18 protein-coding genes are annotated in these 13805 nt (G+C 70.2%); 8 read left to right on the top strand and 10 right to left on the bottom strand.

The window, feature by feature from the left end:
• The first annotated feature begins 82 nt into the window (after window positions 1–82).
• On the top strand, window positions 83–1888 hold the full coding sequence (locus C3L37_RS22395; protein WP_129116759.1) for an ATP-binding protein: 1806 nt from the start codon (window positions 83–85) through the stop codon (window positions 1886–1888).
• A gap of 91 nt (window positions 1889–1979) precedes the next feature.
• Here the strand turns inward: C3L37_RS22395 and tpiA are convergent, their stop codons facing one another.
• Window positions 1980–2624 (bottom strand): triose-phosphate isomerase, encoded by a 645-nt coding sequence (gene tpiA, locus C3L37_RS22390; protein ID WP_129116758.1) that lies wholly within the window; start codon window positions 2622–2624, stop codon window positions 1980–1982.
• Window positions 2625–2767: 143 nt separating this feature from the next.
• On the opposite strand from tpiA, the gene C3L37_RS22385 reads away from it, so the two are divergent.
• Window positions 2768–2959: a hypothetical protein gene (locus tag C3L37_RS22385; protein WP_228546435.1), complete on the top strand. Its 192-nt coding sequence runs from the start codon at window positions 2768–2770 to the stop codon at window positions 2957–2959.
• A 16-nt stretch (window positions 2960–2975) separates the two neighbouring features.
• Here C3L37_RS22385 and C3L37_RS22380 read toward each other — a convergent pair whose 3' ends face one another.
• The 4 genes from C3L37_RS22380 to hisC all read right to left on the bottom strand — a co-directional run bounded on the left by C3L37_RS22380 (window position 2976) and on the right by hisC (window position 5810).
• Window positions 2976–3503 (bottom strand): multiprotein bridging factor aMBF1, encoded by a 528-nt coding sequence (locus C3L37_RS22380; protein WP_129116757.1) that lies wholly within the window; start codon window positions 3501–3503, stop codon window positions 2976–2978.
• Between the two features lie 112 nt (window positions 3504–3615).
• Window positions 3616–4221 carry a CDP-alcohol phosphatidyltransferase family protein gene (locus C3L37_RS22375; RefSeq protein ID WP_129116756.1) on the bottom strand — a complete coding sequence of 202 codons (606 nt, stop codon included), beginning with the start codon at window positions 4219–4221 and terminating at the stop codon, window positions 3616–3618.
• Window positions 4222–4224: 3 nt separating this feature from the next.
• Window positions 4225–4728, bottom strand: coding sequence for an adenylate kinase family protein (locus C3L37_RS22370; RefSeq protein ID WP_129116755.1), 504 nt, complete (start codon window positions 4726–4728; stop codon window positions 4225–4227).
• A complete protein-coding gene (hisC, locus tag C3L37_RS22365; protein WP_129116754.1) occupies window positions 4725–5810 on the bottom strand; it encodes a histidinol-phosphate transaminase in 1086 nt (361 codons plus the stop codon). Before hisC ends, C3L37_RS22370 begins: the two co-directional genes overlap by 4 nt.
• A 169-nt stretch (window positions 5811–5979) precedes the next feature.
• Here hisC and C3L37_RS22360 point away from each other — a divergent pair, with 169 nt between their 5' ends.
• Window positions 5980–7089, top strand: coding sequence for a glutamate-cysteine ligase family protein (locus C3L37_RS22360; protein ID WP_129116753.1), 1110 nt, complete (start codon window positions 5980–5982; stop codon window positions 7087–7089).
• Window positions 7090–7196: 107 nt separating this feature from the next.
• Entirely contained in the window at window positions 7197–7895 is a 699-nt protein-coding gene (locus C3L37_RS22355) for a helix-turn-helix domain-containing protein (RefSeq protein ID WP_129116752.1), read from the top strand.
• Window positions 7896–7949: 54 nt separating this feature from the next.
• On the opposite strand, the gene C3L37_RS22350 is transcribed toward C3L37_RS22355, so the two are convergent.
• Window positions 7950–8870 carry a substrate-binding domain-containing protein gene (locus C3L37_RS22350; RefSeq protein ID WP_129116751.1) on the bottom strand — a complete coding sequence of 307 codons (921 nt, stop codon included), beginning with the start codon at window positions 8868–8870 and terminating at the stop codon, window positions 7950–7952.
• Between the two features lie 57 nt (window positions 8871–8927).
• On the bottom strand, window positions 8928–9659 hold the full coding sequence (locus C3L37_RS22345) for a fumarylacetoacetate hydrolase family protein (RefSeq protein WP_129116750.1): 732 nt from the start codon (window positions 9657–9659) through the stop codon (window positions 8928–8930).
• 251 nt (window positions 9660–9910) lie between these two features.
• Between C3L37_RS22345 and C3L37_RS22340 the strand changes: the two genes are divergently transcribed.
• From C3L37_RS22340 to C3L37_RS22330, 3 genes are all read left to right on the top strand, one after another.
• Window positions 9911–10636, top strand: coding sequence for a metal-dependent hydrolase (locus C3L37_RS22340; protein WP_129116903.1), 726 nt, complete (start codon window positions 9911–9913; stop codon window positions 10634–10636).
• A gap of 117 nt (window positions 10637–10753) precedes the next feature.
• Window positions 10754–11149 carry an OsmC family protein gene (locus C3L37_RS22335; RefSeq protein ID WP_129116749.1) on the top strand — a complete coding sequence of 132 codons (396 nt, stop codon included), beginning with the start codon at window positions 10754–10756 and terminating at the stop codon, window positions 11147–11149.
• Between the two features lie 128 nt (window positions 11150–11277).
• Entirely contained in the window at window positions 11278–11676 is a 399-nt protein-coding gene (locus C3L37_RS22330; protein WP_129116748.1) for an OsmC family protein, read from the top strand.
• Between the two features lie 87 nt (window positions 11677–11763).
• Here the strand turns inward: C3L37_RS22330 and C3L37_RS25465 are convergent, their stop codons facing one another.
• The 3 genes from C3L37_RS25465 to C3L37_RS22320 form a co-directional block, all read right to left on the bottom strand.
• Window positions 11764–11892 (bottom strand): hypothetical protein, encoded by a 129-nt coding sequence (locus C3L37_RS25465; RefSeq protein ID WP_267195355.1) that lies wholly within the window; start codon window positions 11890–11892, stop codon window positions 11764–11766.
• 126 nt (window positions 11893–12018) lie between these two features.
• Window positions 12019–12615: a DJ-1/PfpI family protein gene (locus C3L37_RS22325; RefSeq protein WP_129116747.1), complete on the bottom strand. Its 597-nt coding sequence runs from the start codon at window positions 12613–12615 to the stop codon at window positions 12019–12021.
• A 123-nt stretch (window positions 12616–12738) separates the two neighbouring features.
• Window positions 12739–13536 carry an HAD-IIA family hydrolase gene (locus tag C3L37_RS22320; protein ID WP_129116746.1) on the bottom strand — a complete coding sequence of 266 codons (798 nt, stop codon included), beginning with the start codon at window positions 13534–13536 and terminating at the stop codon, window positions 12739–12741.
• 142 nt (window positions 13537–13678) lie between these two features.
• On the opposite strand from C3L37_RS22320, the gene C3L37_RS22315 reads away from it, so the two are divergent.
• A partial coding sequence (locus C3L37_RS22315; protein ID WP_129116374.1) for a GTP cyclohydrolase IIa occupies window positions 13679–13805 on the top strand: 127 nt, incomplete at its 3' end.

Raw genomic sequence — 13805 nt, 5'->3', positions numbered from 1 at the left:
GCCGGTTCGACCGATCCCGCGGCGATCGATCGAAGCCCCGAGAAGTTATACCGCCCGGGCGAGAGGAACCGCCACGGAGCGCATGACGGACACGGAGACAATCACGGTCGCGGAGGTGAGCGCCGGTCCCGGGAGCACCGACGGCGCCGAGCCCGGCTCGTCGGTCGCGCTCCCCGTCGTCGAGATCCTCACCGGACGCGGGTTCATCACGGGAAAGAGCGGGTCGGGAAAGTCGAACACGGCGAGCGTCGTCATCGAGAAGCTGCTCGACTCGCAGTTTCCGGTCCTCATCGTCGACACCGACGGCGAGTACTACGGCCTGAAGGAGTCGTACGAGATCCTCCACGTCGGCGCGGACGACGAGTGCGACATCCAGGTCAGCCCCGAGCACGCGGAGAAGATCGCGTCGCTCGCGCTGGAGCAGAACGTGCCGATCATCCTCGACGTGTCCGGCTACCTCGACGAAAGCGACGCGCAGGAACTCCTGCTCGAAGTCTCCAAACAGCTCTTCGCGAAGGAGAAGAAGCTCAAGAAGCCCTTCCTCATGCTCGTAGAGGAGTGCCACGAGTACATCCCGGAGAAGGGCGGGATGGACGAGGCGGGGAAGATGCTCATCAAGATCGGAAAGCGGGGGCGCAAACACGGCCTCGGCGTCGTCGGCATCAGCCAGCGCCCGGCGGACGTGAAGAAGGACTTCATCACCCAGTGCGACTGGCTCGTCTGGCACCGGCTCACGTGGGGTAACGACACGAAGGTCGTCGGCCGCATCCTCGGACGCGAGTACGCCGACGCCATCGAGGACATGGGCAACGGCGAGGCCTTCCTGGTGACGGACTGGAGCGAATCCGTTCGCCGGGTGCAGTTCCACCGCAAGGAGACGTTCGACGCGGGGGCGACGCCCGGTCTCGACGACTTCGAGCGCCCCGAACTCAAGTCCGTCAGCGACGACCTCGTCTCCGAGATCCGCGAGATCTCGGACGAGCGGGCGCGCCGCGAGAGCGAACTCGCGGACCTGAGACAGGAACTCGACAGAAAGCGAAAGCGGATCGATCAGCTGGAGGCGGAACTGGAGGAGGCCCGCGACATGAGCCGGATGGCCGACCAGTTCGCGCAGGCGATGCTCCAGAAGGCGGAAGCGCCGTACCGCGGCGGCAACGGGCGCAACCTCGACCGGCCGGAGCACCAGACCGACCTCCACGAGTACGAGCGTGGCGACGAGGGCGAAACGACCGACTCGGTCGGCGACGTCGAAACGCCGACGGGTGTCGACGCCGAAACGCCGATGAACGGTGACGACGAGGACGACCCCGACGACGTCGAACTCGTGGCTCCGCCGTACCCCGGCTTCGGCGACGACGACGGGCGTACGGCCGAATCCGACGCCGAATCCGCGATCGAGTCGGCCGACGACGAACCCGCGTTCGAACCGAACGACGCCGCCGCGACGCAACGCGGGGTCGTCGTCAGGCTCGGGGCGACCGTCGCGAACCTCGACCCGATCTCCCGCGGGATGCTCCGGTACTACCGCGACCATCGCGTCGGAGAACCGGTGGACGCCCACGTCGCCGCCGGCGGGTCGGGGGACCAGCGGCTGGCGTACAGCCGAAACCGGCCCCTCAGGCGCGCGGGGCTCGTCCGACACGCCGGCCGCGGCCGGTACGCGTACGCCCTCCCGGAGCTCGTCCGCGAGGAGTACGCCGACAGGCTCGACGACGACGAGTTCGAGGAGACCATCGCCGCGGTCGAGGCGACGTTTCTCGACGGAGCGGCGGACGGCGACACGGCCGAGGACGGCGAGTGCGCGGACGCGAGCGTCGGAGCCGACGCCGATGTCGATTCCGACGCGGACGCCGACGACCCGCATCCGTGGCCCGACCGCGGACCGTAAGATCGTCGACGGAGACGAAACGCGGGAGTAACGGCGACCGACGGGCCGAAACGGTCGGCAAAACTGTTCGTTACCGACCGTTTCGGGCGGGTTACAACTTCTCTACGAGATCTTCGAGCGCGGCGCGGGGGTCGTCCGCCTTGGCGACGCCGCTCGCCAGCAGGATGCCTTCCGCGCCGAGTTCCGCGGCGGCGACGACGTCGTCGCCGGTCGAGACGCCCGCACCGCAGAACACCGCCACGTCGTCGTCGACCGCGGCGGCGGCGTCGACGGCGTCCTCGACGATCTCGGGATCGGCGGTGCTCACGGAGACGTCGCCGCCGATCAGCGCCGGGGGTTCGACCGCGACCGCGTCCGGCGACAGCGCCGCGGCGGCGCCGACCTGTGCGGGGTTGTTCGCGCAGACGACCGTTTCGAGCCCCGATCGCGTCGCCGCCTCGACGGCGGCGTCGATGTCGGCGAGTTTCAGGCGCTTTTCGGAGTGGTTGACGAGCGTCCCCTCCGCGCCGGCTTCGGCGACGGCCTCGGCGAGCGTGCTCCCGGTGTGGCTGCCGTAGTCGTTCGGCGAGACGTGCTGCGCCCACGTTTCGACCCCGGTTTCGTCGACCCGGTCGAGGTGTGCGGCCTGCGGCGCGACCGCGATCCGAACGCCGGCGTCGTCGCTCACGTCGCGCGCGGCGGTCGCGACCTCGACGGGATCACAGGGGTACGCCTTGAGGTTTACCAGGATGAACATACCGGAACACGGAGGCGAGGTGCCAAATAGCTTGAGCATTCGGGCGCGCCCGTCGCCGACGGATGACCATCGAAGTGGATCGTTTCCGCCGGCTAGGGACCGCTTAGCTACGTACCCGACCGCCGTACCGCGCGGTACGAAACATGGGAGCGCACAACGACAGTTCCGTCGCCCGATCCGTCCAGTTCGTCGCGTTCTGGCTGGCGGTGATTCTCCCGCTGGCGCTGCTCGCGCTCGTTGCCGTCGGCCTCCCTCGCGGCTGGCTGTCGGTGTTCCTGGGTCTGCTCGCGCTGAACGCCGTCGCGCTGGCGGCCGGGCACGGGTACGGGCGGTGAGGAAGAAGTGGGGGGCTCAGTCTTTCCGCTTGACCACGTCGCCGAGGGTGGTCGTGGTCGAGCCGCCGCCGGACCACTCGGCCTCGTCGGCGTCCCCGCCTTCGGTTAGCGAGATGTCGAGCTTCCGTTCGAGCTTCCGCTGCACGTCGTCGCTCGGAAGGATGTCGCCGCGTTCGAGCTTTCGGATGAGGCTCGCCTTCTCGTTGAGCTGTTTGGCGAGGTCCTCCTGGCTCAATCCCTTCGACTCGCGCGCGTTGCGGATGCGGGCGTCGTAGTCGGCGGCGACCTCCTCCATGTCGTCGAACATGTCTCGGCGACGACGTGACGAGCCACCCGACGGGCCACCGGACGAGCGCGACGAGGACGAAGAGGAAGACGAGGACGAGGACGTCGAGTACTTCGTCGAGGCGGCCGATCCCGAGGACTCGGTGCGGACTTCGGTGCCGAACCCCTTGCAGTTGCCGCACAGCTCCAGCTCGGCGCCTTCGACTTTCGTGGTGGTGAGTGACGGCTTCTCGGCGCCACACATCTCGCACTGGGGCATGAGTCCCCATAGAGTACCCCTCGCTATAAAACGCACGCCGCGACCCCGTCGGCCGATTCCGGCGAACGACGCCGCTCGGCTGCCGTCGCGGACCGACGCTCGCCGGCGCGGATCAGCGCAGGTCCGACCACGCGCCCCAGAAGCGCTGGAGCGCGGTGACGTGACCGACCACCGCGAACAGCGCGAGCAACAGCCCGACGACGGTCACCCCGCCGACGATCGGCTCCGGGACGGCGGCCGCGACCACGCCGACGACGCCGACGAGCGCCAGCCTGTCCGCCCGTCCGAGCAGCCCGCCGTACTCCCGGCCGAGGCCGACCGCCTGAATCTGCGTGCCGAGGTAGGAGGTCATGAGCACGCCGGTGACCGCCGCGAAGCCGAGCGCGTACCGGCCGACGCCCGCGGCGAGTCCGGCGAGGATGACGACGTCCGCGTAGCGGTCGAGCACGTGATCGAGCAGGTCGCCGCCCTTCGACGCGACGCCCTGCTCGCGGGCGAGCGCGCCGTCGAGGAGGTCGAGCCAGCCGTTGACGAAGACGAAGCCCGCGCCGACCGCGTACCACAGGGGCGTCGCGAGGGCGAACGCGACGCCCGCGGCGGCGGCGAAGCCGAAGGCGATGACGCTCACGCCGTTCGGGGTCAGCCCGGCCGTGTCGGCGACGGACACGAACGGGCCGAGCGCGCGGTCCGCGACGGGGCGGAGTTGGTCGAGCGTCATCTCTCAGAGGTAGTCGACGAAGTCCACGGTTCCCGCGCTGGGTCCGCGGTCGCCGTCGACGACGGCCCGTATCTCCGCGGCGACCGCCGCCGGCGTCCGGTCCGTCGTGTCGATCTCGTACACCCGCGACTCGCCGTGGCGCCGGACGGCCTCCGAGAGGATCACGTCGAGCGCCTCGCTCTCGGCGTTCTCCGCCGCCTTCGTCTCGGGTTCCCCGCGCTCTTCGAGCCGCGCTTCCAGCACGTCCGGCCGGCAGCGGAGGACGACGACCCTGTCGGCGTCGAGGAGGTGTGCGACGTGCGACTCGACGATTCCCTCGCGGTCGCCCAGCCACTCGTCGACGGCGTCGAGGTCGACGACGAGCGAGTCGCGGCCCTCGTCGCGTTCGGTCCAGAGCCCGCGCTCGCGGACGGCGTCGTTGAGGTGGACGACGGGGAGATCCGCGTCGACTGCGTCGACGGCGGTCGTCTTGCCGGTCCCGGGCGTCCCGGTGACGACGACTCTCACGCCTTCGCCACCTCGGAGAGGACGCCGTTCAGCGTCTCGACGGCGCGTCTGGTCTGGTCTTCCGTCCCGCAGGAGATCCGCACGCACGAGGGGAGGCCGAAGCTGGTGCAGTCGCGGACGATGACGCCCTCGCGCTGGCTCGCCTCGGCGACGGCGCTCGCGTCGCCCACGTCCGCCAGCACGAAGTTGCCCGCGCTCTCCCACGTGCGCGCGTCGAGGTGGTCGGACGCGTACCCGCGCGCCCACCGGGCGGTCTCGACGGTCCGCTCGACGTGCGCCTCGTCGTCGAGCGCGGCGAGCGCCGCCCGACAGGCCACCTCGTTGGCCGCGAAGGGCGTGTTCACGCGGGCGTAAGCGTCGGCCCACTCGTCGGGGACGGCGGCCCACCCGATCCGGAGGCCGGCGAGGCCGTACGCCTTCGAGAACGTCCGGAGCACGGCGACGTCGTCGCGCTCACCGAGCAGGTCGATCGCGCTCCGCGCGTCGGCGTACTCGCCGTACGCCTCGTCGACGACGACGAGCGCGTCCTCGTCGACCGACTCGGCGAGTTCGACGACCCCCTCCGTGGAGAACTCCGCCCCGGTCGGGTTGTGCGGCGTCGTGAGGTAGACGATCCGCTCGCCGTCGTACGCGTCGAGCACCGCCTCCGGCGTCTGCGCGAAGTCGTCCGCCTTCGAGAGTTCGTAGGTCGCGACCGACCCGTGGTGGTAGCGCGCGCTCATCCCGTAGTACGAAAAGCCCGGGGTCGGAACGAGCACGCTGTCGCCGGGGTCGAGCATCGCCCGCGAGAGGTAGTCGATCGATCCGTCGGCCCCCGGACTCACCCAGATCTGCGCCGGCGCGAGGTCCCACTTCGCGGCCAGCGTCTCCGTCAGGTCGGTGTGGGAGGTCGTCGGGTAGACGTCGACGTCCGCCGCCGCCTCGCGGACCGCGTCGACGGCCTTCGGACTCGGGCCGAACGGGTTCTCGTTCGACGAGAGCTTCGTCAGGTCGTCGGGGTCCATCCCGAGTTCTCGGGCGACCTCCTCGGAGCCGCGACCGGGGACGTACGGGGTGTGCGCTGAGAGGTCCCGTGGTTGCATGTGCGATGGATGCGGGCGGCGGCTCTTAAGGGTGCTTACAGCGGTCGGGGGCACCGGCGCCGCCGCGCCTACTTAACCGAGTTGCGCTCGCAGGCTCTGCGCTTAGTCGGTATCGGATCGAAAACCGGATCCCGGGGCGCGACCCGAGAGTCGCGCCCGGAACACACTCATGAAACTCGGACTCGAGGTGGAGTACTGGGTCGTCGACGAGCGCGGTCGTCCCTGCGACGGGCGCGACCTCGTCGACGCGCACGAGCGCGCGAAGCCCGAGTTCGTCGGGCCGCTGCTCGAGATCCAGACTTCGCCGCACGGGAGCGTTCGCTCGCTCGGCCGCGAACTGCGCGAGACGCTCCGAACGGTGCTCGAAGCGGCCGAGGAGAGCGGCCGGCACCTCGTCCCGCTCGGCACGCCGCTTTCGGAGCTGTCCGCGCCGGCGACGACCCGCCGGGGCGAACTCTTCGAGGAGATCTACGGCGAGGGCGTCGCGAGTGCGAAGAACTGCGCCGGCACGCACCTCCACTTCGAGCAGGGGAACGTCGAGCGGCAACTCGATCTGCTCACCGCGCTCGATCCCGCCGTCGCGCTCGTCAGTTCCTCGCCGTACTACCTGGGAACGCGCACCGTGGACTGCGCCCGCGCGGACGCCTATCGCCGACGTTGCGGCCGACGGTTCCGGCGCTACTGCGACCTCCAGCCGTACGTCGAGGGCGAGGACGAGTGGGACCGGCGCGTCGAGCGCGACTTCGAGCGCTTCGTCGAGATCGCGGCCGAGCGCGGCGTGCCCCGCGAGGAGGTCGAAGCGCACTTCTCGCCCGAGGACGCCGTCCTCGCTCCCGTCCGACTCAGGCGATCGCTCCCGACGGTCGAGTGGCGCGCGCCGGACGCCGCGCTGCCGAGCCAGCTCCTGCAGCTCGCGGCCGACGTCGCCGCCCTGATGGCGCAAACCGACCGGAAACCGATCGAGCGAGGCGAACCGGGGGTGCTGGCCGACCGAATCCGCGTCCCCCCGTTCGAACGCCTTCGGGGAGTCTCGGACGAGGCCGTCCGGTGGGGACTCGGGTCGGTTCGCGTCCGCGAGTACCTCGATGCCCTCGGCTTCGACCCCCGCGCCTACCGTCCGCTCTCGATGCAACTCTCGGGTCCGGGCGAACTGTACGAGGGGGAGGCGCGGCGGATGCGCCTCGACTGCGCCGCCCGGCTTCGGGCCGACGTCGAGCGGCTGGCCGAGCGCGGCGTCGTCGAGCCCGAGCCCGCGGGCGCGCCGTACCTGTACGCGTGACGCCGAAGCGAAACGTCGAAGCGATCGCGGTTCGCGTCGACGGGGCGGACCGCCCGCCGGATCGCCGTGGCCGTCACCCTGATTCCTCGGCCGGCCGTTCCACGCGCATGGGTACCATCGCCGCCGTCCGCGTCCCGACCGACCAGTTCGCCCTCGCGGAGACGTTCGCCGCGGTTCCGGACGTCTCGTTCGAGATCGAGCGCGTGGTCGCACACGGCGGCGAGCGGGTGATACCGTTCGTGTGGGCGGTCGGCGACGAAGCGCGCCTTTCGGGGCTGGACGACGCCCTCCGGGCCGACCCGAGCGTCGACGCGATCGAACCGGTCGCCGAGCTGGAGGGCGAACGCCTCTACGCGATGGAGTGGGACGAGCGGACGCGCGCCACGCTGCGCGCGATCGTCGGCGACGAGGGGACGATCCTGAGCGCGCGCGGGACGACCGACGGGTGGCGGCTCCGGATCCTGTTCGCCGACCACGAGTCGCTGTCGGCCACGTTTCGCTCCTGCAAGGATCGCGGCATCGACCTCGACGCGGAGGGGATCTACCGGCTCGAACGCGGAGCCGAACGCGGCCGGTACGGGCTGACGAAGGAACAGTACGAGACGCTCGTCGCCGGGGTCGAGCGCGGCTTCTTCGACGTTCCGCGCGGCGTCTCGGCGGAGGAACTCGCCGAGGACCTCGGCATCTCCCACCAGGCGCTCTCCGAGCGACTCCGACGCGCGCAAAAGCAACTCGCGGAGCGGACCCTCGACGTCGAGGGGGACGAAGCCGGGGGGGACGCGGACGGACGGACGGACCCGGCGTAGCCCTTCGAGACCCCGTGGCTCGATTTCGCGCCGGGGGTTCCGGTCACGAAGTCGTCAGTCTTCCGGCGCGTACTGTCCGAACGCCGGGTTCCCGGAGAGGGCGTTGGGAACGAAGAGCGGCCCGTCGCCCGCGCTTTCTCCCCCGTACTCGTCGATCCGCCGCTGTCCCTCTCGACCGGTGAGAAAGCCGACGTAGGCCATCGCCTCGGGGTAGTTCACGTCGTGACGAGCGGGGTTGGTCGGAATGACGCCGTAGGGGTTCTGTAGAATCGCGGGGCCGCCCCCGAGCGGCCCCTCGACGAGCGCGTCGAGGTCGACGGTGTCGCGCATCGCCCGGAAGGTGCCGCGGTCGGAGAGCGTGTACGCGCCGCGCTGTCCGGCCGCGACGAGCGCGTCTCCCATCCCGTCGCCCGCTTCGAGGTACCACCGTCCGCTCGGATCGACGGCGGCGGCGTCCCACAGCTCCCGCTCTTTGAGGTTCGTCCCCGAGTCGTCCCCCCGCGAGAGGAACGTCGCCTCCGTCCGGGCGATGCGGCGGAACGCCTCCCTCGGATCCCGCGTCGTCCCGATTCCCGCCGGATCGTCCGCCGGGCCGACGACGAGAAAGTCGTTGTACATGACGTTTCGTCGGTTCACGCCGAAGCCCTCGCGCAGGAACTCGTCCTCGGCGTCGCGGGCGTGGACGAGAACGACGTCCGCGTCGCCGTCGGCGGCCGTTCGGAGCGATGCACCCGTCCCGCGGACGAGCGTCTTCACGCGGACGCCGAACCGCCGCTCGAACGCCGGATGGAGCGCGTCGAGGAGGCCGGTGTCGTACGCCGTCGTGGCGGTCGCGAGCGTGAGCGTCGCCGTCCCGTCGAGGTCGCGTCGGGGCGAATCGCCCGACTGATGCGCCTCCGTGGCGTGTTTCGCGCACCCGGCTAGCCCGAAGGCGCTTCCGACGCCGAGCGCGCGAAGATACCGTCGGCGATCCATCGCTACGGGTTCGTCCCGGCCCCGTAAGATCCTTGGGAACTCGCTCGCAGCGCCGCCCTACGGGATTCGAACGGCGTGTTCGAGCGTCCCGACGCCCTCGACCTCGACCTCGACGCGGTCGCTGTCGGCGAGCGGGCCGACGCCCTCGGGCGTCCCGGTCGCGACGACGTCGCCGGGTTCGAGCGTCATGTAGGTCGTGATCTCCTCGATCAGCGACGGCACGTCGAACACCATTCGATCGCGCCGGCCGTCCTGTCTCGTCTCGCCGTTGACGCGCAGTCGGACGGCGGCGTCCTCGGGGACGTGCTCGGGGTCCGCGACGACGGGGCCGATCGGCGCGGCCCCGTCGAACGCCTTCCCGCGGACCCAGTTGGTCTCCCGTCGCTGGTCGTCCCGGTTGGAGAGGTCGTTCACGCAGGTGAAGCCGGCGACGACGTCCATCGCGTCCGCGGCGGCGACGTGGCGGCACTGCTCGCCGATGACGACGCCCAGCTCGGCCTCGTGATCGATCCGCTCCTTGCCGGCCGGGAGCGTCACGGTGTCGCCGTGGCCCGCGACGGCGTTCGGCGGCTTGAGAAAGAGGAGCGGACGCTCCGGCACGTCGCCGCCGAGTTCGGCCGCGTGGTCCGCGTAGTTGCGGCCGATGCAGACGAGCTTCGACGGCTCGACCGGCGGGAGGACGTCCACCTCGTCGCGGTCGAAGCGCTCGCCGCCGAAGGTGATCGCGTCGTCGTGCCACAGGCCCCGCCGGACCGCGCCGGCCGGGTCTCGGAATCTGACGTGGTGCATGGCGGTCGGTGTGCGCCACTGTCTGTTAGGCCTTTGCAAGGCGGCGAATCGACGGCGGCCGAAGCGCGTCGACGGCGCGAACGACCGCGAGACACGGAGCGATCGCGTGACGCCGATCGGCCGCGCGACGTCGATCGATCACGTGACACCGAGCGATCACGCGACGCGGGGCGAGCGGCGACACGGGGCGAACGCTTCCGCCGGGGCAACATTCAGGTGCGCGTCGTGAGTAGTGTCCCCCGATCATGGCGATGGAACTCACCTGGCACGGTCACTCCACCTGGGGCGTCACCGTCGGCGACACGACGCTCCTCGTCGACCCGTTCTTCGACAACCCGAAGACGTCGAAAGAGCCGTCGGATCTCGACTCGCCCGACTACGTCCTCCTCACGCACGGCCACGCGGATCACATCGGCCACGCCGGCGAGTTCGCGGGCGCGACGCTCGTCGCGACGCCGGAACTCGTCGGGTACGCGCAGGAGGAACTCGGCTTCGAGGACGCCGTCGGCGGCATGGGGATGAACATCGGCGGCACCGTCGAGTGCGGCGACGCGTTCGTGACGATGGTCCGCGCGGACCACACGAACGGCGTCAACACGGGCTACGAGTACGACGTCGGCGTGCCGGCGGGGTACGTGATCGGCGACACCAAGCCGACGCAGGTGTCGGACGAGGAGAGCCGCACGTTCTACCACGCCGGCGACACGGCGCTCATGACCGAGATGCGCGAGGTCATCGGCCCGTACCTCGAACCCGACGCGGCGGCGCTGCCGGTCGGCGACCACTTCACCATGGGACCGTGGCAGGCCGCGATCGCGACGGACTGGCTCGGCGTCGACCACGTCTTCCCGATGCACTACGACACCTTCCCGCCGATCGAGATCGACACCGACGACTTCGTGCGGGAGGTCGACGCGACCGGCGCGAGCGCCGAGGTGCACGTCCTCGACGGCGACGAGACGTTCACGCTGGAGTAGCGCCGGGCGCGCCCCGTCGGGCGTCGCCCGATCTCGGAGCCCGGACTCGATGTCCGGTCCGGCCGGACTGGCCGCGGCGCGAACGATTTAGGTTCTGGCGGTCGATATCGCACCCGCATGGCGAAGACAGTCCAGACCGTCTCCGAGGAGGGGTTCAGCACGACCAACCAGATCCGCGACTTCGAGACCTCCATCGACGCCACGGGGGAGGACGCGCCCGACACGCTGGAGAGCCTGCTCGCCGCGTACGCCTCCTGCTACGTGCCGGCGCTCCGCGTCGGCGGCCAGCAGCGCGGCGTCGACGATCTCGGCCGCATCGAGATCGACGCCTCCGGCGAACTCAACGACGACGACAAGCTCGAATCGGTCGCCTTCGACATCGCGGTCGAGGCCGACGTCGACGACGAGCAGGGCGAGAAGATAATCGAACGCGCCTTCGAACTCTGCAAGGTCCACGACGCGCTCAAAGACAGCCTCCACGCCGACGCGACCATCGAAGGCGGCTCGGCCTGACGCCGCCCGACCGGCGGAAACCTCCGTATTTTTCGAGCCGATTCGATCGCGAGCGGACGGTGATCGAGAACGGACGGCGATCGAGAGTGAACACGTTTTAGGACCGTCGCGTCCAACGGAAAGACCGCATGAGCGACATCCAGACGACCACCGTCAGCGAGCAGGGCTTCGCGAGCACCAGTCAGGTCGGCGACTACGACCTCTCGATCGATCCGACCGACGAGGAGGGGCCGAACCCGAACGCGACGCTCGTGGCGACGTACGCGGCCTGCTTCCTGCCCGCGTTCCGCGTCGGCGGCCGGCAGGTCGGCCACGACGACCTCGGGAAGGTGCAGATCGACGCCGACGCCGACCTCGACGGGGACGACGACCTCGAAGCGATCCGCTTCGAGATCCACGTCGAAAAGGACATCGCCGACGACGAACTCGACGAGATCGTCGCCCGGGGCGAGGAGATCTGCCACGTCCACGCCGCGCTCCGCGAGGGGCTGCACGCCGACATCTCCGTCAACGGCGGCGCGTTTTAGACCGCGGCGTGGCTCCGATCGCCGGCGCGACCGCTCTGTGCGGCGACGCCGGCAGAATCTTTCTCACCCGCGCGGACGGGACCGCTCTCACCGGCGGTAGCTTCGGTAGCTCATCGCCTGCCCGTCCACGATGACGACGTCGCGCCCCTCGGGATCGGGCGTTCGGGGAGTTTCCACCTCGTCGCGGAAGACGTACGTCGTGTCAATAGCTTCCATACCACACAGTACGGGCTCCTCGACATAAACGTATCGTCAGACGGGATGAAAATCCGGGCGATCGCACCGCGACGGGGAGGCGTTCGCGTCGCGACGGCCGCGGATTCGCGCGCCGCGGGGCGGCGATCAGTCGTCGGCCGTCGCCTCCGCCGCGTCGTGTTCGACGGACGTCCCGAGCACGTCGAGGAAGGCGGCGAGCCACTCGGGGTGGTCCGGCCACGCCTGCCCCGTGACGAGGTTGCCGTCGACGGTGACGCCGTCGTTCCACTCGCCGCCCGCCGCGGTCACCTCCGGCGCGACCGCGGGGTAGGCGGTGCAGGCCCGCCCCTCGATGACGTCGGCCGCGGCGAGGATCTGCGTCCCGTGGCAGAGCGCCGCGATTGGCTTTCCGGCCTCGGCGAAGCGCCGGGTGACGTCGAGCACCTCGTCGTACGTCCGGAGGTACTCCGGCGCGCGCCCGCCGGGTACCACGAGGCCGTCGTACTCGTCCGGGTCGACCTCGTCGAACGTCGCGTTCAGTTCGAAGGCGTGGCCCGGCTTTTCGGTGTAGGTCTGATCGCCCTCGAAGTCGTGGATCGCCGTCTTCACCGTCTCGCCCGCCTCCTTTTCGGGACAGACGACGTCCACCTCGTGGCCGACCATCCCCAGCGCCTGAAACGGCACCATGATCTCGTAGTCCTCCACGAAGTCGCCGGCGAACATCAGGAGTTTCTTTCCGGACATGACACTCGCGGGTTCGTCGCGCGGAAGGTTAACGGTTGTTCACGATCGGCGACCCGTCGGCGACTCGTGAGCGGTCCCGCTACTCGCCTCGCCGTCGCCTCCTCGCCACCTCCGGTTCCGATCTCAACCCTCCCCGATGATCCGCTCGACGTCCGCGAGCGAGTCGAGGACGTAGTCGGGTTCGACGGCCGCGTCGGTGAGCGCCCCCTCGTCCGTGACCCCCGTTCGGACGAGCGCCGTCGTCATCCCGGCGCGCTCGCCGAGGGCGACGTCGGTGTCGAGGCGATCGCCGACGACGAGACACTCCTCCGGGGCCAACCCGAGGCGGTCGAGCGCCATCCGCTGGGCCACCGCGGACGGTTTGCCGAGCACGCAGTCGGGCGAGCGCCCCGTGACGCCCGACACGGCGTTGATGATCGCGCCCGACCCGGGGATCAGCCCGTCGGCCGTCGGGATCGTCACGTCCGGATCGGTCCCGACGAAGGCCACCGACTCGTCCGAGAGAACGGACAGCGCGTCGGTCAGTCGCTCGTAGTCGAACCGCCGGTCGATGGAGACGACGGCGGCGTCGATCGGTTCCGTCGCGGTCGGGTCGCGGACGACGGAGAGTCCCGCGTCGAGGAACTGCTCGCGCAGCCCCGACTCGCCGACGAGAAACAGCGTCCCGTCGGGGTACGTCTCGCGCAGGTAGGCGGTCGTCACCGTCCCCGATGTCATCACCTCCTCGGCCGCCACGTCGAAGCCCGCGCGGGCGAGCCGGTCGACGTAGGCGACCGGCGGCTTCGTCGGGTTGTTCGAGACGAACAGCCGCCGCATTCCCGCGTCCGAGAGCGCCGCGAGGCCCTCGGCCGCGCCCGGGATCGGTTCGTCGCCCATCACGACCGTCCCGTCGACGTCGAGCACGACACCGCGATGATTCATCGTCCCGTCTAGGGCGTACCCGCTGTTGAACCCGGCGGTTCGGGCCGCGTTCGGCGGCCGTCCGACCGTTTCGATCCGTAGAGACGACCTTCGGCCTGTAGGAACCAAAGAACGATGTGTTCACCGTCCGTTCGATACCGACGTGACGAACGCGCAGCTCACCCAGATCCAGATCGACAACTACGGCCCCTGGACGGTCACGCCCGAGCCCAGACGCGAGATGGACCTCCAGACCATGCAGTCGCGGCTCTTCGCCGACCTCGCGCAGT

It is taken from the genome of Halegenticoccus tardaugens, from assembly GCF_004116405.1.
Lineage (GTDB): Archaea > Halobacteriota > Halobacteria > Halobacteriales > Haloferacaceae > Halegenticoccus > Halegenticoccus tardaugens.
This window is presented reverse-complemented; position numbering and strand designations above follow the sequence as displayed.